This window comes from Hungatella sp. SB206 (assembly GCF_051132295.1).
Taxonomy (GTDB): Bacteria; Bacillota; Clostridia; order Lachnospirales; family Lachnospiraceae; genus Hungatella; species Hungatella effluvii.
Map to the genome: position 1 here is coordinate 2,560,461 of NZ_CP096603.1, position 22,758 is coordinate 2,583,218.

Annotated in this window: 26 protein-coding genes; 21 read left to right on the top strand and 5 right to left on the bottom strand. The window is 49.7% G+C overall.

The annotated features are described in order from the left end of the window. Positions 1–132: 132 nt before the first annotated feature. Positions 133–396, bottom strand: a complete 264-nt coding sequence (locus tag M1L66_RS11080; protein WP_002600397.1) for a CD3324 family protein — start codon at positions 394–396, stop codon at positions 133–135. 581 nt (positions 397–977) lie between these two features. Between M1L66_RS11080 and M1L66_RS11085 the strand changes: the two genes are divergently transcribed. From M1L66_RS11085 to M1L66_RS11105, 5 genes are all read left to right on the top strand, one after another. Next, complete coding sequence (locus tag M1L66_RS11085) at positions 978–1,157, top strand: hypothetical protein (RefSeq protein ID WP_002600396.1); 180 nt, start codon at positions 978–980, stop codon at positions 1,155–1,157. 228 nt (positions 1,158–1,385) lie between these two features. Continuing rightward, entirely contained in the window at positions 1,386–2,072 is a 687-nt protein-coding gene (locus M1L66_RS11090; protein WP_187021332.1) for a hypothetical protein, read from the top strand. Further along, positions 2,059–2,424: a DUF6054 family protein gene (locus tag M1L66_RS11095; RefSeq protein ID WP_434692929.1), complete on the top strand. Its 366-nt coding sequence runs from the start codon at positions 2,059–2,061 to the stop codon at positions 2,422–2,424. The genes M1L66_RS11090 and M1L66_RS11095 overlap by 14 nt, the downstream gene beginning before the upstream one ends. Before the next feature lie 33 nt (positions 2,425–2,457). Beyond that, a complete protein-coding gene (locus tag M1L66_RS11100; protein WP_434692931.1) occupies positions 2,458–3,393 on the top strand; it encodes a hypothetical protein in 936 nt (311 codons plus the stop codon). Beyond that, positions 3,394–3,729, top strand: coding sequence for a DUF3221 domain-containing protein (locus M1L66_RS11105; protein WP_187021326.1), 336 nt, complete (start codon positions 3,394–3,396; stop codon positions 3,727–3,729). It begins immediately after the preceding gene. Between the two features lie 151 nt (positions 3,730–3,880). Here the strand turns inward: M1L66_RS11105 and M1L66_RS11110 are convergent, their stop codons facing one another. Then, the gene (locus tag M1L66_RS11110) at positions 3,881–5,083 is read right to left on the bottom strand and encodes an FprA family A-type flavoprotein (RefSeq protein ID WP_434692934.1); all 1,203 of its coding nucleotides are present in this window, start codon (positions 5,081–5,083) and stop codon (positions 3,881–3,883) included. Between the two features lie 274 nt (positions 5,084–5,357). On the opposite strand from M1L66_RS11110, the gene M1L66_RS11115 reads away from it, so the two are divergent. Both M1L66_RS11115 and M1L66_RS11120 read left to right on the top strand, forming a co-directional pair. Next, positions 5,358–5,780 carry a helix-turn-helix domain-containing protein gene (locus M1L66_RS11115; RefSeq protein ID WP_187021324.1) on the top strand — a complete coding sequence of 141 codons (423 nt, stop codon included), beginning with the start codon at positions 5,358–5,360 and terminating at the stop codon, positions 5,778–5,780. Continuing rightward, complete coding sequence (locus tag M1L66_RS11120; RefSeq protein ID WP_434692937.1) at positions 5,777–6,373, top strand: ATP-dependent Clp protease proteolytic subunit; 597 nt, start codon at positions 5,777–5,779, stop codon at positions 6,371–6,373. Before M1L66_RS11115 ends, M1L66_RS11120 begins: the two co-directional genes overlap by 4 nt. 94 nt (positions 6,374–6,467) lie before the next feature. Here M1L66_RS11120 and M1L66_RS11125 read toward each other — a convergent pair whose 3' ends face one another. Then, positions 6,468–6,728, bottom strand: coding sequence for a hypothetical protein (locus M1L66_RS11125; RefSeq protein ID WP_187021320.1), 261 nt, complete (start codon positions 6,726–6,728; stop codon positions 6,468–6,470). Positions 6,729–6,813: 85 nt separating this feature from the next. Next, positions 6,814–7,287 carry a DUF2752 domain-containing protein gene (locus M1L66_RS11130; protein WP_187021318.1) on the bottom strand — a complete coding sequence of 158 codons (474 nt, stop codon included), beginning with the start codon at positions 7,285–7,287 and terminating at the stop codon, positions 6,814–6,816. Between the two features lie 217 nt (positions 7,288–7,504). Between M1L66_RS11130 and M1L66_RS11135 the strand changes: the two genes are divergently transcribed. The 6 genes from M1L66_RS11135 to M1L66_RS11160 all read left to right on the top strand — a co-directional run bounded on the left by M1L66_RS11135 (position 7,505) and on the right by M1L66_RS11160 (position 13,689). Continuing rightward, positions 7,505–8,794: a metallophosphoesterase gene (locus tag M1L66_RS11135; protein ID WP_434692940.1), complete on the top strand. Its 1,290-nt coding sequence runs from the start codon at positions 7,505–7,507 to the stop codon at positions 8,792–8,794. A 33-nt stretch (positions 8,795–8,827) separates the two neighbouring features. Continuing rightward, complete coding sequence (locus tag M1L66_RS11140) at positions 8,828–9,328, top strand: DUF523 domain-containing protein (protein WP_434692943.1); 501 nt, start codon at positions 8,828–8,830, stop codon at positions 9,326–9,328. A gap of 176 nt (positions 9,329–9,504) precedes the next feature. After that, positions 9,505–10,095, top strand: a complete 591-nt coding sequence (locus M1L66_RS11145; protein WP_434692946.1) for a hydrolase — start codon at positions 9,505–9,507, stop codon at positions 10,093–10,095. Between the two features lie 39 nt (positions 10,096–10,134). Then, positions 10,135–10,905, top strand: a complete 771-nt coding sequence (locus M1L66_RS11150; protein WP_187021312.1) for an arginase family protein — start codon at positions 10,135–10,137, stop codon at positions 10,903–10,905. 10 nt (positions 10,906–10,915) lie between these two features. Next, a complete protein-coding gene (locus tag M1L66_RS11155; RefSeq protein ID WP_187021310.1) occupies positions 10,916–12,301 on the top strand; it encodes an MATE family efflux transporter in 1,386 nt (461 codons plus the stop codon). 68 nt (positions 12,302–12,369) lie between these two features. Then, positions 12,370–13,689 (top strand): aspartate kinase, encoded by a 1,320-nt coding sequence (locus M1L66_RS11160; protein ID WP_187021308.1) that lies wholly within the window; start codon positions 12,370–12,372, stop codon positions 13,687–13,689. Positions 13,690–13,776: 87 nt separating this feature from the next. Here the strand turns inward: M1L66_RS11160 and rd are convergent, their stop codons facing one another. Beyond that, positions 13,777–13,938, bottom strand: coding sequence for a rubredoxin (rd, locus tag M1L66_RS11165; protein ID WP_055655477.1), 162 nt, complete (start codon positions 13,936–13,938; stop codon positions 13,777–13,779). Positions 13,939–14,091: 153 nt separating this feature from the next. Here rd and M1L66_RS11170 point away from each other — a divergent pair, with 153 nt between their 5' ends. From M1L66_RS11170 to M1L66_RS11205, 8 genes are all read left to right on the top strand, one after another. Next, the gene (locus M1L66_RS11170) at positions 14,092–15,213 is read left to right on the top strand and encodes an aldo/keto reductase (RefSeq protein ID WP_434692950.1); all 1,122 of its coding nucleotides are present in this window, start codon (positions 14,092–14,094) and stop codon (positions 15,211–15,213) included. A 51-nt stretch (positions 15,214–15,264) separates the two neighbouring features. Then, positions 15,265–16,761, top strand: a complete 1,497-nt coding sequence (pap, locus tag M1L66_RS11175) for a polyphosphate:AMP phosphotransferase (RefSeq protein WP_187021304.1) — start codon at positions 15,265–15,267, stop codon at positions 16,759–16,761. Positions 16,762–16,825: 64 nt separating this feature from the next. Beyond that, positions 16,826–18,079 (top strand): NAD(P)/FAD-dependent oxidoreductase, encoded by a 1,254-nt coding sequence (locus tag M1L66_RS11180; protein WP_187021302.1) that lies wholly within the window; start codon positions 16,826–16,828, stop codon positions 18,077–18,079. 202 nt (positions 18,080–18,281) lie between these two features. Then, positions 18,282–18,416, top strand: a complete 135-nt coding sequence (locus M1L66_RS11185; protein ID WP_434692952.1) for a hypothetical protein — start codon at positions 18,282–18,284, stop codon at positions 18,414–18,416. Between the two features lie 18 nt (positions 18,417–18,434). Beyond that, complete coding sequence (gene cmk, locus M1L66_RS11190; protein WP_434692954.1) at positions 18,435–19,112, top strand: (d)CMP kinase; 678 nt, start codon at positions 18,435–18,437, stop codon at positions 19,110–19,112. Positions 19,113–19,145: 33 nt separating this feature from the next. Continuing rightward, positions 19,146–19,997 carry a 4-hydroxy-3-methylbut-2-enyl diphosphate reductase gene (gene ispH, locus M1L66_RS11195; RefSeq protein ID WP_434692956.1) on the top strand — a complete coding sequence of 284 codons (852 nt, stop codon included), beginning with the start codon at positions 19,146–19,148 and terminating at the stop codon, positions 19,995–19,997. Next, positions 19,978–21,081 carry a 30S ribosomal protein S1 gene (gene rpsA, locus M1L66_RS11200; protein WP_187021298.1) on the top strand — a complete coding sequence of 368 codons (1,104 nt, stop codon included), beginning with the start codon at positions 19,978–19,980 and terminating at the stop codon, positions 21,079–21,081. Before ispH ends, rpsA begins: the two co-directional genes overlap by 20 nt. Positions 21,082–21,536: 455 nt before the next feature. Continuing rightward, positions 21,537–22,721, top strand: coding sequence for a PD-(D/E)XK nuclease family transposase (locus M1L66_RS11205; protein ID WP_207729102.1), 1,185 nt, complete (start codon positions 21,537–21,539; stop codon positions 22,719–22,721). The last annotated feature ends 37 nt before the right edge of the window (positions 22,722–22,758 follow it).

Sequence of the window (22,758 nt, forward strand, 5' to 3'; positions counted from 1 at the left end):
ATACCCGAAATTCCGTGAAATCTCAATCTACCAGTCGCTTCTGTACTGTTTTGTACAAAAAAAGAAGGACTGTTTTCCGCAGTCCTTCCATGATTGTCACGGTGACTCGTGCGCAGAGCGTGCGAGTAATCGTTATTTCTGATAAATGATTTTCCGTATGGCATGTATAGAGAGGCAGTACTGGTCCGCCAGCGTCTCCATGGACACTCCATTCTGCCATGCATCAAGGATATCTTTGTTGCGTTTCCTCAGTTCCTCCCGGCCTCCGTTCCGTTCGCCCCAGGCCCTGTGCTGGTCTTCCCTGGCCGGAACATAAAGATATCCGGACTGAACGTAATTCTGCAGCTCTTCCACCAGCGAGGCGGGAAGAACCGCGGCCGCATTGATATATTTCATAGCGCTTCACTCCCTGTTTTTTATTGTCAGGCAGCAAAGCCGTACTTGATCAGCGACTGCAGCTACTCCATGCAAATGTCGCTGATTCTGCCGGCTTTGCATGGAGCAATACATCGTTGTTTTTCTTTTTGTTTCTGCACATGATTCTCACCCTTTTCAGAAAACTGCTGTGTTTCCTGCCGAAACACACCTTTAAGACCATTTTAAGATGCGCGCTTAGCTTAAAGATGCTTCGCTAAGTGTTACCAGTATATCATTTTAAAAGGGGATATACAAGCGGCGAATGGGTCTTGGAAGTGCGGTATTAAGCATGAAATGCAAAGAAAATAGAGGGGAAGAAAAAACTTTATGCCTTTTCTTTTAACACTTTTTCTTGTATAATAAACATTACTGTTGCATTAACATGTAATGTAATGACATACTTCCGATTCGCTGCTTGCGCAGTGGTATGAATGAAGTGAAAGATAGAACCCGAGAAGATATCACCATCAAATTTGGTGGTGTTAATTGAAGGGCTGAAAGGTCGATAAATTTGACTTTCAGCGTTACTTCTGTTTTTTTAGAACAAGGAGGAAAAATTTATGTCGAAGGCCGAAGCTGCAAAGAAATTATATGAGGAATGTAAGGATATGGATATAGACGAAACTATGGAGTTGGTTTTAAATGCAGAGACAGAAGAAGAGCAGGATTTTTTTTCTATGTTAAGTGATTTTATTTTGCAGAGAAAGCAAAAGAAAGTAATAGCTCAAAAGAGGTTCTAAATGAAAAAATACATTTTATATGCTGGTGTAAACGGGACAGGGAAATCAACTTTATACAGGACTACACACTATCAGGATACTGAGTAAAAAGGTATGGAGAATATTTCTTCCATACCTTTATTTTCTTTCACTTATATGACAAATGTTGTAGCGTAAATATTAAGGAAAATGAAAGACATGGGAAAATAATATCTGGTAAAATAGAGCCAGAAAAGGAAGGACACAGAAATGTATGTAAATTATGGCTATTATATCATACGTCCCTGCCGGTGCCCGGAATTTCTAAAGGATTTTTCCGAATGGATTCTGACTGCCAGCGGCTGCATCTGTGATGCGGAGCCGCAGCCATTTTCCTGCATGACCAGTGATGAAAGGCAAAAAGAGAAATACCGGAAACGGCTTGGGATGGAGAAACAGGAATTTATAGATTTTTCAGAAGAAACCCTGCGTCTGTTCGGGGAGGACCGGCTGGATACAGACAGCCGGTTCCTGTTCAAACAGGACGCAGAAGACATATACAGGCGTTATTTTTATAATCGGAGGGGCGTGGATCCGGGATACCGCCTGATCGGGATTGCGCTGGAAGAGGCACTCCTGCCGTCTCTGGAGGACAGGATAATCCAAAAGAAAGAAGTGACTGGAACCGAAGAACGTCGATTCCTTGGCTTTGATCTTCTTGGCTGGGATATCTCAGGTTTCCACACGTACCTGTGCAATTCCCTTCAGGAAGAATTGATGAAACGGTTCGAATTGAAACCGGGAAGATTTGGACTCTTAGAGAATTCGAAAGAAGAAGTGGAAGCATTTGCAGATGCCATTCAGAACAGAGGAGAGCCGGTGGAGTGGCTGCCGTTCGCGGTCTATGATGATACGCCGGCTGCGGCAGAAGGGAGTGAGATACATGGCAAAATTTGAAGCTGACTTAACTGGGAATCTGGACCATTTAAAAAAATACTTAAAAAATGAAATTTTAAACGGCAGTGTATCCGCATCGTTCGAAGACGAGCATGAGGAGGAGATTAACGGTGTGCGGTGCTGTACAATGGTATATGAGAGGTACAGCTATATGGGAGGCAACCGCGTCAGTTTGAATGTGACGATTCTGGGATATGAAGGGGAACTCAGGCTGACTGCCATCACATCCGGTGGAAGCCAGGCCATGTTCTTTAAGCTCAATACATTCGGAGAGGAAGCCTTTTTAGAGAAGCTGGAAGAGGCTGTGAAGGCCTATAAGTGCAGACACACGCGAATGATAAGCAGCTTATAACCGATTTATAACCGTGTGAGAAGGGGATTTGGGATGGACAGAAATATATATGTGACCAGCTATACAGAGAGAAATGCGCTGCAGAAGCAGTATGGACTGGAACATGAGACCTTTGTGAATGATACGATCGGTTACGACGGCAGCGTATGGCTTCTGTTTGCCCGTTCGGTGCCGGAACGGATCAACGGGATGTTTGTGGATACTGAGGCGAATACGGACTACCATGCGCTGTGCCTCTGGGTAAACTGGACGGATGGGACGCTGCTGGGGGGAGAGATGTATCCGCTGGGGTTTCATGAGATGAATTTTCATCACGTCATGCCTCTGGGCGAAGATATTCTTCTGGTAGGCGCCCGGTGCAGGAAATATAAAGACGGGACAGCGGAGAATAACGGAGTTCTCTTAAAAAAGGATGGCACAAAGCTGGCAGAGATGTGCCTGGGTGACGGAATCGAGAGCTGTATCGTGACGGAAGACGGCCGCATCATTACCGGATACTTCGACGAGGGCGTGTTCGGAAATTTTGGCTGGGACCAGCCGGTGGGCGCATGCGGTCTGATCGTATGGGATGCCCGGGGACAGCGGTTGTGGGAAAATAAAAAATATCCGATCTATGACTGCTATGCGATGAATGTGGATGAACAGGGCGCGCTGTGGTTCTATTATTACGACGAGTTTCATCTGGTGAAGACTGATTTTAAGAGGGATGTCATCTACCGCCCGAAGGCGGAAGGATGTTCCGAGTTCCTGATCAACCGGAGTCATACGGCTCTTATCATGGATGGCGGATATGGCAGGCATTCCCAGTTTTACCGGTATGAGATAAAAGGGGAACAGTTGGGCAACCGGGCGCCGGCAGATGTGATTTTCAGGGAGAAGCCGCTCTTACTTTCCAGTTACCGGTTCCGCGGTGCAAAGGCCGTGTTGACGGACTCTGATGGACGGATGTTTTTTACTGAGGTGATCTAGATGAAAAAGTGTGGAAATAGTTTGAGGATCCTGTTTCTCTGTATCGCTGGTGTATTTTGTTGGATGCTTTTTACTTCGGAGGAAGCAGGACAGAGATATTTTTGCGGTATGGTGCTGGAGATTTCGGACCAGTATTTTCTGGTGGAGCCGGATGAAGGGGAAGAAGAACGGAAATCAGCGGACCGCATTACCGTGCCGACGAATGTCATATCCGCAGAGGGCGTGCCCGAGGTGAGGGTGGGAGATGAGATCCGAATCGTCTATGACGGCGAGATCATGGAATCGTATCCGGCCCGTTTGAGTACGGTGTTTGCCATTTACCGCGCGGACGAGTGACGAAGGACTGTACTGCATGGCGCCGGCGTCCATACTGCGCGGCTTTACGAACGCGATACGAAAAAGCCCTGTCCGGGAAGGCGTGTCAGACCACGCAGTTCCGGACAGGGCTTTTTACTGTTTGTCAGGAGAGTCCGTCGTACCGGACCCGCTAATTCATGGAATCTACAATTAAATTTGCCAGAGCACCGAGTTCCGCCATCTGGTCTTCCTTTAAGGAGGATTTGATCGTGATGGTTTCATCGAGTATGGTCATGTTCTTCATCTCGGAGATGATCTCTCCCATCTTACGTCCGGCTGTTACGCCCCAGGAACCATTTTCCAGGAGTGCCACGGTGCGGTTCTGCAGATTGTGAGCCTTTAAATCGAGGAGTACGTGCTCCATACAGCTGAAGATGCCGCCGTTATACGTCGCGGAAGCGAATACGAGGTGGCTGCAGCGGAAGGCCTCGGAGATGATGGTGGACGGATGCGTGGAGGAGACATCATACATGACAATGTTCTTCACGCCGCGGTCTGCCAGCCGGCAGGCCAGAATATTCGCCGCATTCTCCGTGTTGCCGTAGATGGAACCGTATGCGATCATGACGGCTTTCTCTTCCGGTTCGTAGCTGCTCCAGGTTAAATACTTGTCCACATACCATGCGATATCGGATCTCCATACAGGACCGTGGAGCGGGCAGAGTATGTCGATGTCCAGTGCGGCGGCTTTTTTAAGCAGCGTCTGAACCGATGCGCCGTACTTTCCGACGATATTGGTATAATATCTTCTGGCATCAGCCAGCCAGTCACGTTCGAAATAGAGTTCATCCGCAAATAAGTTGCCGTTCATGGCGCCGAAGGTACCGAAGGCATCCGCGGAGAAAAGGATCTTGTCCGTGGTGTCATACGTCACCATGACCTCCGGCCAGTGTACCATGGGGGCCATCAGGAAGGTGAAGGTATGTCTGCCGGAACAGAAGGTGTCGTTTTCTTTCATGATCACGGCTCTGGTATCGATATCAAATTCATAGAACTGCTTGATGATCGGAATCGTCTTTGCGTTGCAGACCACGGAGACATCCGGATATCGTCTGATCAGTTCGCCGAGTGTTGCGCAGTGGTCCGGTTCCATATGATTAATGATCACATAGTCCAGCGTTCTTCCTGCCAGAACGGATTCCACATTTTCGAAAAACTGCCCGGTGATTGCCCGGTCGACCGTGTCGAAGAGAACGGTTTTTTCATCTAAAAGAAGATAAGAATTATAGGAGATCCCGTTTGGAATAGGGTATGCGTTCTCGAACAGGGCGAGTCTGCGGTCGCTTCCGCCGACCCAGAACAGGTCATCTTTAATATTTTTTACACAGTACATAATGAAGCCATCCTTTCGTCATAATCTCACACATATAATTTCGTAAGAAGTATACTACAAAATCGGGAAAATGTCATTGTATTTTTATACGAACTTAGTATGAATTCAGCGGTCCATTGCATTATAGTATAACCGGAAGGATGGATTTTTAGCGGAAACTTCATTTTTTATTAAGACAGAGTGAAGGCAGCCTGTTATAATGGGAGAAAAGAGACCTGATTTCCCATGAGGAAGATGGTTTTGTATTGGAACATAACTGGAGGTGTGGCAATAAATGGATGGAAAAAACAGAATCGTAAAGGACATTCTGGAGTCTGTTGAGAAAAACATGGGAACCGGGGAAAATTTGAGCCTGGAAGCATTGGAAGCACATACGGGGTATTCCCGTTTTTATTTGAACAGGATTTTTGCTGAGGAAACCGGCTGTACCATTCACCGCTATATCATGGAACGGAGACTGACGGAGGCGGCCAGAAAGCTGGTGGAGACGGACAAGACGATCGTTGAGATATCCGGCGAGGCGGATTATCAGTCTCAGCAGGCGTTTACACTGGCATTCCGGCGGGCTTACGGATGCACGCCGTTTACCTACCGGGAACGGAAGCATTTTACGCCTCTTCGTGAGCAGACAAAGCAGAAGAAGACAGGGGGAACCGCCTTCTGCGGAAGAAAGAATAACTGGAGGTGTGCGGCATGAGTCTGGTACCGAGTGTGATCGAGACGACGTCAAAGGGGGAGCGCAGTTACGACCTCTTTTCCCGTCTGTTAAAGGACAGAATTATCTTTCTGGGGGAAGAAGTGAACGATGAGACGGCCCGGCTGGCGGTGGCCCAGCTGTTATTTCTGGAAGCGGAGGACCCGGCGAAGGACATTTCCTTCTATATTAACAGTCCGGGTGGTTCTATTACGGCCGGTCTGGCCATTTACGACACGATGCGTTATATCCGGTGCAATGTATCGACGATCTGTATCGGACTTGCAGCCAGTTTCGGCGCATTTCTGCTGGCCGGGGGGACGAAGGGCAAGCGTTTTGCCCTCCCCAACTCTGAAATCATGATACATCAGCCGGCAGTGGAGAAGATCGGAGGAAAGGCGACGGATATCCAGATCTATTCTGAGAAGCTTCAGCAGGATAAGAGACGGCTGAATCGGATTCTGGCTGAAAATACGGGAAGAACGGAGGAAGAGATCTGGCGGGATACGGAGCGGGATCATTTTATGAGCGCCGAAGAGGCGAAGGAATATGGGATTATTGATACGGTGATGAGAAAGAGAGAGGAAAAGGCATAAATCTGAAAAGAAGATACGAAAGGGGCGGCCGCCCTGATGATTGTACAGTCATCGGTGCGGCCGCCCCTTATCGGCTGATGCCGTTTTATGAAACTTAATAGCCTGCACTTAATGCAGCAGCCAGGCTTGCGCCAACTACAGCGTATAAAATTAAGGACAGCACGATTCCCACTGCCATAACGATCAGTCCGGCGCGGCAGAAATTCTTCCTGTTCTCGTTTCCATTGCCAAATGCCCAGACAAAATACATAATTACATTGACACATGGGATAGCCAGAACGATTAACGTGATCAGCCATTCCCCCATGGTCATGACAGCCTTATTAGGATCTGTCGCCATTGTGTTGTTTTCCATACTTAGTACCTCCTGTAATTTAATCTATCTACCGTTAAAATTATATCATATACTGTCGTAATTTGTCTATTTTTTCTTTGCCGGGTTACAGGCTCCCCGGGGATTTCAGAACTGTGAAAAGCAGGTGCAGCAGGTTCCGGGGCTCATAGATCATGGGCGGCCGGTCAGGAAACCAGTATTTCATGCGGATGATATAGAACACGACCATAAGGAAGATGCATACGGCTATGTAGACGGAAAACAGGCGCGCTTTTCGTTCCAGGACGTAATGCTCGTACAGAAATAAAAGCCCTCCGGCCAATAGCGGCAGGAGAAATGGATTGTGCAGAAGACTGCCGTGGATATCCCCTTTTAACAACAGGACGGCGGCTCGGGTAAGTCCGCAGCCGGGGCATGGAATCCCCAATAAGAGCCGGGCCGGGCACACCTTGCCAGCAGCGGCAGTCATGCCAGAAAGGAAAATTGCGCACAGAAGTATTCCGGGCAGGCAGTGTCTGACATCGGAAATCAGATGTTTTATTCTTTTTTTACACAAAATCGGGCTGTGTTTCTTTTTCATAAATTACATAGTATCCTTTTCATCGGTTGTGTGAAACTGCAGATTTCATTATAAGGCAGTGTTACCGCTTTTACAAGCTTGTGCCTCGAATAGAGGTTTGATATAATGAAGCTGTTTGATATGCGAAGTCTGATATCATGAAACAGTCTTAAATGCAAAGTCTGATATCATGTAACAATTTAAACTGCGAAATTAAGATAAACAGGATGGGACGTCTATGATCAAAAAAACACATATTGTATTTCTGTCATTTCTCTGTGCCGCACTTGGAGGCTGCGGGAGCAGCAGGCCATTGGCGGAGAAAGAGACTTCTCCTCTTACCGTCGTGACTGCCACAGATCTGCACTATTTATCACCGGAGCTTACGGACTATGGAACCGGATTTATGAGAATGGTCGGAAATGGGGATGGAAAGCTGACTCAGTACGCGCCGGAGATTACGGACGCTTTTTTAGAGGAGGTAGAGAAGCTGCATCCGGACGCGCTTATTTTAAGCGGAGATCTCAGTTTTAACGGTGAGAAGACAAGCCATGAGGAACTGGCCGGGAAGCTGTTCAAGCTGCAGGAACAGGGAATCCCGGTTCTTGTGCTGCCCGGAAATCATGATATCCTTTATCCGTTTGCCGCCCAATTTGAGGCAGAGACGGTGACGAGGACGGAACGGGTCAGCGGCGAAGAATTTCGTGATATATATGGCAGTCTGGGGTATCAGGACGCAACTGGAAAGGATGAAGAATCCTTAAGCTTTCTGTATGAGCTGTCGGAACGGGTCTGGCTGCTGCTTCTGGACGCGAATACGGAGGATGCACCCGGCCGGATTAAGGATTCCACGATGCAGTGGGCGGAGCGGCAGATGAAACGCGCTGAGGAAGCGGGGGCCTCCATCTTCACGGTGACTCACCAGAATGTCCTGGCCCAGAACAAACTTCTGTCACAGGGCTTCCTGCTGGATCATCATGAGGAGATGGAACAGCTGCTGAAAGCTCATGGGATCGCTTTGAATCTAAGCGGTCACGTTCATATCCAGCATATTGCAGAGCGCGGCGGCCTTTATGACATCGCAACCGGATCCCTCACCGTGTCCCCGCACCGGTACGGCGTTTTGACGGTTGATCCGGATGGAAGCATCGCGTATGAAACGAAGCCGGTAAATGTGGATCGATGGGCTGAGGAAAAAGCTGGAATCCCCGGTGAATATGGGGATTTTGAAGCGCTGTCCAAGGCGTATTTTGACGCGTGCACGCGAAAAAAGATAAAGAAAGAGCTGCAAGCGCTGTCAGTTTCGGAGGAGGAGCTGGCGCAGATGACGGAACTGGCCGTGGAGATGAACAGGAACTACTTTGCCGGCATGACAAAACCGGAAAAAGAAGTGACGGATACCGAGGGCTGGAAACTTTGGAAAGAAAAAGGCGCAGAGCTCTTTTTCGGAAAATACATGGATTCCATGCTGGAAGATGCGGGATGTAATGAAAACAAACTGAAAATAGTAAGGGATCTGAGGCCATAGTTCCCGGAGACGATTTTGGAAGGAGGCTTATCCATGGATAAGAAAAATACAAGAATACTGGTCAGCGCCTGTCTGCTGGGTGTCAACTGCCGCTACGACGGAAAGAACGGCTGTCGTGACGAGGTACTGAAGCTGCTTCGGGAGTATGAACTGATCCCGGTCTGTCCGGAGCAGATGGGAGGGCTGGAGACCCCCAGAGAGCCGTCGGAATGCCGGAGAGACGGCGGGCGTGTTCAGGTGATGAACCGGAAGGGCCAGGATGTGACAGCGTATTTCGAAAAGGGCGGGGAGGAAGCGCTTAAGATCGCAAAGCTGTATGGATGCCGGTACGCCATTTTGAAGGAGCGCAGCCCGTCCTGCGGCAGTGGAATCATCTACGACGGAACCTTTTCGGGCGCTAAGACGGCCGGAGACGGGGTGACAGCCCGCCTTCTCAAGGAGCATGGGATCAAAGTTGTGGGGGAAACCGGCATTTCAAGCTTGATATCGGAAATCAGCAGTGATATGATGGATGACAACATAAATATTATGTAACTACTCAACCGTGCATCTTCTTGTTTTCGAAAAGAGCGAAAACAAGAAGCCCGGGCGTTCCGCCCTATGCCAGTTTGCACAGAAAAGTGTTTATACAAGCGAGCTTGTAACACACGTTTCTGTACAAACTGCCGCACGGCTGAATAGTTACCAAATTACAGAGGAGTGACAGGAATATGAAAACAAATGTAACGAGAGACCATGCGCTTTCCCTTCTTATGAAATATAATAAGGAGCCCTTCCATATACTTCACGGGCTTACGGTGGAAGGCACCATGCGCTGGTATGCAAAGGAACTGGGATACGGTGAGGACGAGGATTTCTGGGGAATCGCCGGCCTTCTTCACGATGTGGATTTTGAAAATTATCCGGAGGAGCACTGCATCAAGGCGCCGGAGCTTCTGGCCGAAGCAGGGGCTGAACCGGAGCTTGTTCATGCGGTCGTAAGCCATGGCTATGGACTCGTCTCTGATGTGGAACCGGAGCATGATATGGAGAAGGTACTGTTCGCGTCAGACGAACTCACAGGCCTGATCGGAGCTGCCGCCAGAATGCGTCCGTCGAAGAGCGTCATGGATATGGAGGTCTCCAGTTTGAAGAAAAAATACAAGGATAAACGGTTCGCGGCAGGCTGTTCCCGCGAGGTGATCGCCCAGGGAGCCGAAAGGCTCGGTTGGACGTTAGAGGAGTTGTTTGAAAAGACCATTGAGGCCATGCGTTCCTGCGAGGCCTCTGTCAACGAAGAGATGGAAAAGCTGGGCGTTTAAGAACGCCGGAAAGGGAAGACCAATCGGGAGAAGAGAACGATGATATCAGTTTCAGTGCTGAATTTTACAGGAGTTTACGAGAGAGAAAGCTTCTATAAAGATGGGGACTGTGAATGGATTGACTGTTCGGATTTGTCCGGGGTAAACGGATTCTGTGATGAGGCATCCATGGAGGAGATTGAGGCGCGGATCAGTGGGCTGTCAGGCTGGATTCACTTTATAGACGGCGGAAATTTCCACTATTTAAGCTATCTCATGGTGAGGAAGATTCGGGAGCCGTTTACCCTGGTGGTATTTGACCATCATACGGATATGAAGCCTTCTATATTTGCTGGAATTTTGTCCTGCGGCTGCTGGATCAAACGGGCGCTGGATGACCAGCCATACTTAAAAAAGGTGATCCTGATCGGTGTCGCGGATTCGCTGGCAGATACCGTAGAATCAGAGTATGCGGACCGCGTGCAGGTGTTTTCGGAGAACGCGGCAGGGGCAGATGACTCATGGCTTAAGGCTCTGGAAACAGAGGTGTCGGAGGCCGTGTATCTGTCCATAGACAAGGACGCGTTCGGGCGAAAGGAAGTGGTGACTGACTGGGATCAGGGAACCATGACGCTGGAACAGCTTGAGAGGGCGTACCGCTGTCTGGAGAGCCGCCGGATTCTGGGTGTGGATATCTGCGGCGAGGCGAATCAGGACGACTCTTTTTCGGGATGGATGTCCGTGTCAGACAAACAAAATGACGCGGCAAACAGACGAATCCTCCGAATGCTTCGAAACGGTCATAAGAAGCCGGAGGGCAGTATACAATAGGGAGAGAGAAATGGAAGAAGCACCGATATTTTCGAAGGCGGCCATCAGGCGGCTGATTCTGCCGCTGATCATCGAACAGTTTCTCGCCGTCTTAGTGGGAATGGCGGATACGATCATGGTGGCCGGAGTGGGGGAGACCGCGGTCTCAGGAATTTCCCTTGTGGATACGCTTAATATTCTGTTGATCAACGTGTTTACCGCCATGGCTACCGGAGGCGCTGTCATAGCGGCCCAGGAGTTGGGGGACGAAAACAGGGAGGAGGCGTTAAAGGCCTCCAATCAGCTGATTCTTGTGGTTCTGATATTTTCAACGGTTTTAATGGTGTTGTCCTTACTGTTCAACTACCAGATTCTGCGGACGATTTACGGGAAGATCGAACCATCTGTCATGAATTACGCCAGAACGTATTACTACCTGACGGCGCTGTCGTTTCCGTTTCTGGCGGTGTATAACGGGTCGGCGGCTATCTGCCGCTCCATGGGCAATTCCGGGATATCCATGAAGGTGTCCATGCTGATGAACGGGATCAACATTGTGGGAAATGCCATTCTGATTTACGGCTTTCATCTGGAGGTGGCCGGGGCCGGGATCTCCACGCTGCTGTCACGAATTACCGCGGCAGTCATCCTGGTGTGGGTGATCCGGAATCCAAAGCTTCCGCTGTGCATCGACAAAAACTTTCATCTGGGCTTCCATCCTGCCATCATCCGGCGGATCATGGGGATCGGAGTTCCCATGGGAGTGGAAAACGGCCTCTTTCAGGGCGGTAAGCTTCTTGTGGCGGGGCTGGTCTCCAGCTTCGGTACGACCTCCATTGCCGCCAATGCGGTGGCGGGAACCATCTGTTCCTTTCAGGTGATTCCGGGCAGCGCCATCTCCCTGGCCATGATAACCGTGGTGGGGCAGGCCGTGGGCGCGAAACGGTATCAGGAGGCGAAACGGTATGCAAAGAACTTTATTTTCCTCATCATGGGAGCGCACTTCCTCATCTGTTTTCCGATGCTGGTATTTCTGCCGCACATTATCGGCTTCTACCATGTGTCAGAACAGACGGCGGAGCTGGCCAGAATCATCTGCACGCTTCACGGATTATGCTGCGTGCTGATCTGGGCGCCATCCTTTGCGCTTCCCAATGCCCTGCGTGCCGCAGATGACGTGAAATTTGCCATGTGCATTACCATTGCGTCCATGTTTCTGTGCCGGATTGCCATGAGCTTCGTTCTGGGACGGTATCTTGGCATGGGGCTGATCGGTGTCTGGATTGCCATGGTTCTGGACTGGGCCGTGAGAGCGGTGGTCTACGCCGCGCGTGTCGCGTCGGGAGGCTGGCTGAAGCATCATAAAGTTCTGGCCGCGCGCCAGGAGGCTGAAAAAACCGTTTTACAAAACACTTGACAGCGCCCGGCAAGTACGATATTATTTCGGTTAAATAAATTGGATATGTGACAGAGGAGAAAGAAGACATGAAAAAGGTTGTGAAATTCGGCGGCAGTTCTCTGGCCAGTGCAAGACAGTTTAAGAAGGTTGGGGACATCATTCGTTCCGAAAAGAGCAGACGCTATGTGGTTCCATCTGCGCCGGGCAAGAGAAACGACAAGGACGAGAAGGTTACGGATATGCTGTATCAGTGTTACGATGCGGCGGCAGAGGGAAAAAGCTACAAGAAGATTCTGGAGAAGATTAAGAGCCGTTACATGGAGATCATCGACGGACTCGATTTAAACCTGAATCTGGATCATGAATTCGAGACCATCGAGGAAAATTTCATAAAGAAGGCCGGCCGTGATTACGCGGCATCCAGAGGCGAGTACTTAAACGGCATCGTCATGGCCAACTATTTAGGCTATGAATTCATCGACGCGGCAGAGGTCATCTTCTTCGATGAAGACGGCAGCTTCGAGGCGGATATCACCAACCGTGAGCTGGGAGAACGCTTAGAGCATGTGGAGCGCGCGGTTATTCCGGGCTTTTACGGCGCCACTCACAGCGGAAGCATCCGTACGTTCTCAAGAGGCGGATCCGATGTCACAGGCTCCATTGTGGCGAAGGCCATCCATGCTGATATGTATGAGAACTGGACCGATGTCTCCGGCTTCCTCGTAGCGGATCCGCGTATCATCGATAATCCGGAGGTCATTGAGACCATTACATACAGAGAACTCCGTGAGCTGGCCTACATGGGAGCCAGCGTTCTGCATGAGGACGCCATCTTCCCGGTCAGAAAAGAAGGCATTCCGATCAATATCCGCAACACCAACAGGCCGGAGGAGAAGGGCACCCTGATCGTGGAGAGCACCTGCCGCAAGCCGCGCTATACCATTACGGGAGTTGCGGGCAAGAAGGGCTTCTGCTCCATCAACATTGAGAAAGCCATGATGAACGCCGAGGTAGGGTTCGGCCGCAAGGTTCTGGAGGTATTTGAAAAATACGGCATTTCCTTCGAGCATATGCCTTCGGGAATCGATACCATGACCGTGTTTGTCCATCAGTCCGAATTCGAGGAATACGAACAGTCCGTGATCGCGGGAATCCACCGCGCCGTCGAGCCTGATTTCGTGGAACTGGAATCTGACCTGGCGTTAGTTGCCGTCGTGGGACGCGGCATGAAGGCCACGAGAGGCACCGCCGGAAGAATCTTCTCCGCGCTGGCCCACGCCCGTGTCAACGTCAAGATGATCGACCAGGGCTCCAGTGAGTTAAACATCATTATCGGCGTTAAAAATGCAGATTTTGAGGCGGCCATCAAGGCGATCTACGATATCTTTATCTCAACCGAAATCTGATAAATGGTATATCCATATATCCAAATGAAAAACCGGTCAGCACAGAGGCTTAAAAGCCTGTGAGGACCGGTTTTGCTGCAGTACTTATTAATCCTCCGGAACAAAGACATCTTTGCCCATTCCGCAGAGCGGACATACCCAATCCTCAGGAAGATCTTCAAAAGCTGTGCCTGGATTGATTCCGTTGTCCGGATCTCCATCAGCCGGATCATATATGTATCCACATGGCTCACAAACGTATTTTTGCATAACAGTCACCTCTTTCTTTCGTTGATACCCTATTTTACCAGATATGTAACTATTTTACAACTAGTGCAGATAAATATAGCCAGAAAATACTTTAGAATACAGGAAATATGTGGTAAAATAAAATCAAAATTTTATACATCAGGGAGGACTAAGATGCAATACCGCAATTTTGGAAAGACAGGAATTAAAGTGTCAGCGCTGGGGTTCGGAACCATGAGATTTCCACTGCTTCACGATGAGGTGGTCGATAAGGAACGCGCTATCGGGATGATCCGTCATGCCATCGATGAGGGCGTGAATTACATTGACACCGCTTATCCTTACCATCTGGGAGAGAGCGAGAAAATCGTGGGAAAAGCGCTGGCAGACGGATACAGGGAGAAAACGTATCTTGCGACCAAATGTCCCGTATGGAAGCTGGAGAAGGCGGAGGATTTCGAGACTATTCTGGATGAGCAGCTGGAGAAGCTGAACACGGATCATATCGATTTTTATCTGCTTCACGCTCTGAGCGGCGAACGCATGGAGGACAAGGTAAAGCCGTTTGAACTGATTAAGCGGATGGAAAAAGCGAAGGCTGAGGGAAAGATCCGCTATCTTGGATTTTCCTTCCATGATTCATATGACGTGTTTCAGGATATCATAGATTATTATGATGGATGGGATTTCTGCCAGATTCAGTATAATTACGTGGACACCGAGCACCAGGCTGGAACAAAGGGGCTTAAGTATGCCGCTGAGAGAGGCCTCGGGGTGGTGATCATGGAGCCTTTGCTGGGCGGGAGGCTGGCGAATCCGGCATCCCATTTAAAGAAGGTATTTCCGGAGGACAAGTCTCCTGTGGAGTACGCGCTGGATTTCCTCTGGGATCAGCCTGAGGTCAGCCTGCTGCTCAGCGGAATGAGCGATGAAAAGCAGGTGGAAGAGAATCTGGAGTACGCGAAAAGAAGCAGCGTGGGTATGGCGACGGAGCAGGACAAAGAGGTGGTAAAAGAGGCAAAGCGCGTCTTTGATTCCATGGCTTTGGTGGGATGTACCGGATGCAGATACTGTATGCCATGTCCATTTGGCCTGGATATCCCGAAGATATTCTCGCTGTACAACATGACTGCGGCGCACAGGGAGGAAGAGGCCAGGGCGGAGTACGAGGCTCTGGAAAAGAAAGCGGGCGACTGCCGCTCCTGCCACCGCTGCGAGAAGGAGTGTCCGCAGATGATCAAGGTAAGCGAGGTCATGAAGGAAGTTGCAAAGGTGTTTGAGAAGACAGAAGCCTGATTGGCAGGAAAACAGGCTTTCACGGAAGAAGGATTGAAGGAGGAACGGGTTATGCTGGAAAAAATTGATTTATCGAAGAAAATGGATAAAGATACGTACAAGCATGTCATCGGAGAGCAGAGCGAAAGACTGGGCCTTTTGCAGCGGGAACTGAGAACGGCGGGGATCCCTGTCATGATCGTGTTTGAAGGCATGGGTGCGGCCGGAAAAGGAACGCAGATCAACCGGCTGATTCAGGCGATGGATCCCAGAGGATTCGAGGTCTTTGCCAACAGCAAGGCCACCGAGGAAGAACAGCTTCGCCCGTTCCTGTGGAGATTCTGGACCAAGACACCGGCCGACGGCCGGATCGCCATCTTCGACCGGAGCTGGTACCGCCAGGTGACGATCGAACGGTTCGACGGACAGATCAAGGAGAAGAATCTGCCGGAGGCCTTTCAGGATATTTTATCGTTTGAGCGCCAGCTGGATGACGGCGGAATGGTGATCATCAAGCTGTTCCTCTATATTTCCCAGGAAGAGCAGAAGAAGCGCTTCAAGAAGCTGGAGGACTCCAAGGAGACGTCCTGGCGTGTGACGAAGGATGACTGGCGGAGGAACAAGGAGTATGGCCGTTATCTGGAGATCAACGAGGAGATGCTTCAGAAGACCGATACGGAGCGTGCGCCGTGGTCCATCATCGAGGCGACGGACAAGGATTACGCCGCCGCCAAGATCATGACCCTTGTAGCGGACCGCTTCGAGGCGGCCTTGAGAGAGAAAGCGGCTCCGAAGCCGGAAGTGTCGGAGAAACCTCCGGTGAAGGAAGAGAGATATCAAAACGGTGTGCTCTCCGGTGTGGATCTGACGAAGACGCTGACCAAGGAAGAGTATAAAAAAGAGATCGACCGGCTCCAGAAGCGCCTGGAGTTTCTGCACAGCGAGATTTACCGCCTGAGAATTCCGGTGGTTTTAGGATTTGAGGGCTGGGACGCAGGTGGAAAGGGCGGCGCTATCAAACGGCTCACCAGTCATTTGGATCCACGCGGATACCGTGTGAACCCGACCGCCTCCCCCAATGATATCGAGAAGGTGCACCATTATCTGTGGCGGTTCTGGAACAACGTTCCGAAGGCGGGCCATATCGCCGTCTTCGACCGGACATGGTACGGCCGCGTCATGGTGGAACGGATCGAGGGCTTCTGTTCGGAGGCGGACTGGAAGCGGGCCTATCAGGAAATCAACGAGATGGAGGCCCACATGGCCAATGCCGGGGCCGTGGTCATCAAATTCTGGCTCCATATCGACAAGGACGAGCAGGAACGCCGATTCAAGGAACGCCAGCAGAATCCGGCGAAGGAGTGGAAGATTACGGACGAGGACTGGAGAAACCGGGAAAAATGGGACCAGTACGAGACCGCTGTAAACGAGATGCTGGTGCGCACCTCCACAACGTACGCGCCGTGGGTTGTCGTGGAAGGCAACTGCAAGTACTATGCCCGCGTGAAGGTCTTAAGGACTGTGGTCGATGCTCTGGAGGAGCGGGTAAAGGCGTGCGGCAAAAAATAACAGTTAGTCCTGCTTGTGTTTTCCTGTCTTTTAGTGTAAATTAATAGGGAGCAGGAGGCAGGAAATGAAAACAGTAATCATTGTGGGCGGTGGCGCCGCGGGGATGCTGGCAGGCATTGCAGCAGCCAGGAATGGCGGCACCGTCCATATTTTTGAGAAAAATGAAAAGCTGGGGAAAAAGGTCTTTATCACGGGCAAAGGACGCTGTAACGTGACCAATGCCTGCGACACCGAGGATTTGTTCCGGAATGTGGTGACAAATTCCAAATTCCTTTACAGCAGTTTTTATGGATTTAATAATTTTGATATGATGGCACTTTTGGAGGAGGCGGGGTGTCCGCTGAAGACCGAGAGGGGAAACCGGGTATTTCCGGTGTCCGACAAGTCTTCGGACGTGATTAAGGCGCTGTCCGGAATGCTTGGGAGACTGGGAGCGGAGGTTCACCTTCACTCGGAGGTAAAGGAGCTTCTTCTGGAAGACGGCCGGTGCCGCGGGATTCTCTTGAAAAAGGGCGGCACGGAGACGAAGGTGTACGGAGATGCGGTGATTGTGGCCTGCGGCGGCCTGTCGTATCCGACTACGGGCTCCACCGGGGACGGATACCGGTTTGCCGGAGCAGCCGGGCACACGGTGACGGAGCTTTCACCAGCCCTGGTTCCGTTTGTGGTGAAGGAACCGGTAGTGAAGGAGCTGCAGGGCCTTTCCTTAAAGAACATTGAGGCCGCGGTGATGCGCGGCAAAAAGGTGATCTACCGGGAGTTCGGGGAGATGCTTTTCACCCATTACGGAGTCAGCGGCCCGGTGCTCTTAAGCGCCAGCAGCTACGCCGTAAAGGAATTGAAGAAAGGACCGCTTTCTCTCGTTATCGACTTAAAACCGGCGCTGTCGGAGGAACAGCTGGATGCGCGGCTGCTCCGTGAATTTGAGGGGACTTTAAACAAGCAGTTTAAGAACGCGCTGGTTCATTTATTCCCATCCAAGCTGGTTCCGGTCATGGTGGAACGGAGCGGGATTTCTCCGGAAAAGAAGGTGAATGAGATCACCAGGGAAGAACGGAAACAGATAATCCAGGCGACGAAATCATTTACCGTGACGATTACGGGGCTTCGCGATTACAACGAGGCCATCATTACGCAGGGCGGCGTCTCTGTAAAAGAGGTGAATCCCTCTACCATGGAGTCGAAGCTGATTTCCGGGCTTTACTTTGCCGGGGAGGTGCTCGATTTGGATGCGGTGACAGGAGGATTTAACCTCCAGATCGCCTGGTCCACCGCCTGGACGGCCGGAAGCGAGGCTGCCAGGCCGGATCCTGAATGACTAGTACAGCATTGCGTAAATAACTGTGATATAGTGCTTGATATCTGCGTCAGGTGTGCGTCCGTGAAGCGACGGCGTAGTGGACCCTACGGCTAGCTTCGCGGGCGTGCACCTGGCGTAGATAGCGAGTGCTATATCACAGGAATTTGCGCAACGCTGTACTAGTAGTCACACGTGTGCCTGCGCGGCAGAAGAGGCGTGTGTGAGTCAGACGTGTGCCTGCGCGGCAGAAGAGGCGTGTGTGAGTCAGACGTGTGCCTGCGCGGCAGAAGAGGCGTGTGTGAGTCAGACGCGGGCCTGTGCGGCAGAAGAGGCAGAGAGGGGCGCGTCCCCATAGATAAAAGGAGAGTCAAGGATGTCAAAGATTTATAACATTGCAATAGACGGCCCGGCAGGGGCAGGCAAGAGTACCATCGCAAAGGCTGTTTCTGCGAAACTCGGCTTCGTCTATGTGGACACCGGAGCCATGTACCGGGCCATGGCGCTGTATTTTTTACGAAAAGGAATCAGACCGGACGAGGAAGCCGTGATTTCGGAGGCGGTAAAAGAGGTGGGTGTCACCATTTCCTATGAGAACGGCGCCCAGCAGGTGATATTAAACGGAGAGAATGTGTCCGGTCTGATCCGGACGGAGGAGGTCAGCCAGATGGCCTCTGCCTCCTCCATATACTTACCAGTCCGCGAGAAGCTGGTGGAGCTGCAGAAGGAACTGGCCAGAAATGAGAATGTCATCATGGACGGCAGGGACATCGGTACGTGCGTGCTCCCGGAAGCGGATTTAAAGATTTATCTGACAGCGAGCACGGCGGTGCGGGCAAAACGCCGCTACGACGAGTTGACTGAAAAGGGCGAGTCGTGCAGCCTGGAGGAGATTGAAAAGGAGATTGCGGAGAGAGATTGCCGCGATATGCACAGAGAAAACTCCCCGCTGAAACAGGCAGAGGATGCGGTTCTGGTCGATACCTCCGGCCTGACCATCGACGAGGTGATCAGCGAGATACTCCGGCTGGCGGCAGAATATGGGATTGGTTAGTCAGTTCTGGAAGAATTAAGGAGACAAAACGTTATGGAAGTGATTGTTGCTAAGACCGCGGGCTTCTGTTTCGGCGTCAAACGCGCCGTGGACAAGGTTTATGAACAGATAGAGCACGCCGGAAAACCGATTTATACCTACGGTCCGATCATCCACAACGAAGAAGTGGTAAAGGATTTTGAGGAAAAGGGCGTACGGGTCATCGAGTCAGAGGAGGAGCTTAAGGCACTCCGCGACGGAATCGTCATCATACGTTCCCACGGTGTGGGAAAGCATGTTTACGATATTCTGGAAGAGAACGGCATCGAGATTGTGGACGCCACCTGCCCTTTTGTGAAGAAGATTCATAAGATCGCACAGGAACAGAATCAGGCGGGAAGACGCCTGATCATCATTGGAAATGAATCGCATCCGGAGGTGCAGGGTATTAAAGGCTGGGGATATGATAATACTTTAGTGGTGGAAACACCCGACCAAGTGGACAATTTGCCGTTTTCAGAGGGTGAAAAGCTGTGTATCGTGTCCCAGACGACATTTAATTACAAGAAATTTCAAGATTTAGTTGAAAAATTTTCTAAAACGCGTTATGATATACTTGTTTTAAATACGATTTGCAATGCAACACAGGAGAGACAGGTGGAAGCAAGACGGATAGCTTCAGAAGTGGACGCCATGATCGTGGTTGGTGGGAAGACGAGTTCCAATACCCAGAAGCTGTACGAGATATGCCAAAAGGAATGTAAGAACACTTACTATATCCAGACACTAGGTGATTTAGATCCTGAATGTATAAGTTCTGTGCGCAGCGTAGGTATTACAGCCGGGGCTTCAACCCCGAATCATATTATCGAGGAGGTTCATACTAATGTCAGAGTTAAGTTTTGAACAAATGTTAGAGGAATCATTAAAAACAATACGTACAGGAGAGATCGTCACAGGTAAAGTCATCGACGTCAAAGAAGATGAAATCGTCTTGAATATAGGTTTTAAATCCGACGGCATCATCCCGCGTAATGAGTACACGGATGACCAGAATTTAGATCTCGCAACTGTTGTATCTGTTGGTGATGAGATGGAAGCGAAAGTCGTTAAGGTAAACGATGGCGAAGGCCAGGTTGCGTTATCTTACAAGAGACTGGCAGCTGACAGAGGAAACAAGAGATTAGAAGAAGCGTTTGAGAACCATGAGGTTCTTACCGCAAAGGTAGCTGCTGTTCTGGACGGCGGTTTAAGCGTAGTAGTGGAAGGGGCGAGAGTCTTTATTCCGGCAAGCCTGGTATCCGACACATATGAGAAGGATTTATCCAAGTATGCAGACCAGGAGATCGAATTCGTAATTACCGAATTCAATCCGAAGAGAAGAAGAATTATCGGTGACAGAAAGCAGCTTATGGTTGCCAAGAGAGCCGAGATGCAGAAAGAATTATTTGAGAGAATCCATCCGGGAGATGTCGTAGAAGGAACGATTAAGAACGTAACCGATTTCGGTGCATTCATCGACCTTGGCGGCGCAGATGGTTTACTTCATATTTCCGAGATGAGCTGGGGAAGAGTTGAGAGCCCGAAGAAGGTTTTCAAAGCTGGCGAGAAGATGAGAGTCTTAATCAAGGATATCAATGGTGATAAGATCGCATTAAGCTTAAAGTTCCCGGAGACCAATCCGTGGAAGGATGCCGCTGTGAAGTACGCAGCAGGCAATATTGTAACCGGCAGAGTTGCACGTATGACTGATTTCGGCGCATTCGTTGAGTTGGAACCAGGTGTAGATGCATTGCTTCATGTATCTCAGATTTCCAGGGACCATGTAGATAAGCCATCTGACGTATTAGCCATCGGCCAGGAGATCGAGGCTAAGGTTGTTGACTTCAACGAAGACGACAGAAAGATCAGCCTGAGCATGAAGGCTCTTCAGATGCAGGATATGTCTCAGATGGATGAAGATGCACCGGTTTATTCTGACGAGGAATAATTTCTGAGTTATAGAAATGCAAGAGTTACGCCGCCCCATGGGATCGTTTTCTGATCCTGTGCGGGCGGCTTTTGTGTTTCGTATGCTTTGCGGAAACCGTACTCTGCGTCAGGGGAGAATGGCTGTTAAAGAAAACGCGCTCCGGTGCGAAAGTCCGGCAAGGCAGATTCTTTGCACTGTGAATTTTTGCGGACACTAATAAAACGGGTAATCGGATGTTTAGTAAAAAAAATAATCATATATATTGTAGAATATACTTGAAAATATGGTTAATATCAGGTATAATAAACTCATTCAGGCAGATATCTTCTGCTGAATTTTAGACACACTTCTATGTAATTCTAATCGGTATTTGGATTGTCGGAAAATGGTTATTTAGAACCGTGATTTGCAGAACCGTTCATGGCCGTATCGGCCGCAAGTTCAGAGGCAGGAATCTAAGGAGGAAAGTGCATATGGCACAGGTGAAACCGCAACAGGTATTAGAAAGTCAGAAAAAGCAAGGAGGATTAAAGGGACGGGAGGCACAGAACGCACAGACCGGAAAGCCATTATTCCCGCTGATGAAAAAAAGCAGAGAACAGGTATTGGATATGCTGAAATCCAATCCGGATATATGGCATAAGTTTCAACTCCTGACGAATGAATTTCAGGAGGAGCTGATCGGATTTTCCATGGGAAGCAGCGGACTGAAAATCAGTTATGATCCCTTTTTTAAACTGATTTTTGATCCGGATGTACACAATGACCGCTTATCCATGATGCTCTCCTGTATTATGAAGCAGAAGGTGACGGTAAAACGGGTGTTATCCCCGGAATCTAACCGGATTACGGCGGAAGGCTCTTTGCTGATTATGGATGTCCTGGCAGAACTTGAGAGCGGAGAATTGGTGAACATTGAAATTCAGCGTATTGGCTACGCATTTCCGGGAGAGCGGGCCGCCTGCTATTCTTCAGATCTAATACTCCGGCAGTATAGCCGGATAAAAGGCAGGAAAGAGAATGGGTCTACATATAAGAAGCTTCAGAATGTGTATACCATTGTCCTGATTGAGAACAGCAGCGTGGATTTTCATAAAATCGCCGGACAATATATTCACCGCTCCAGCCAGGTGTTTGATACGGGGCTGGAACTGAATTTACTGCAGAAATATATTTTTGTGGCTCTTGATGTTTTCCGGGAAATCACTTACAATTTAAATGAGGAAATAGAGGCATGGCTGCTCTTCTTAAGTTCTGACAGGCCGGAGGATATCATGAGGATTATAGAGAGATACCCGGATTTTCGCGAAATTTACGAAGAGATAGCTCAATTTCAGGTAAAACCAGAGGAGTTGGTGGGTATGTATTCGAAAGCATTGGAGATTCTGGATAGAAATACAGTGCAGTATATGATAGAGGAACAGAAGCAGGAGATAGAGGAACAGAAGCAGGAGATAGAGGAACGTAAACGGGAGATTGTGGAACAGCAGCGGGAGATAGAGGAACATAAACGGGAGATGGAAGAACAGCAGCGGGAGATAGAGGAACATAAACGGGAGATGGAGGAACAGCAGCAGGAGATAGAGGAACATAAACGGGAGATAAAGGAGCAGCAGAAGGAAATTGAACGTTTGAAAAAACTTTTGGAACAAAGATAACTGGGTAACCCGGAAAGGCAGGCCAATGGATACAATG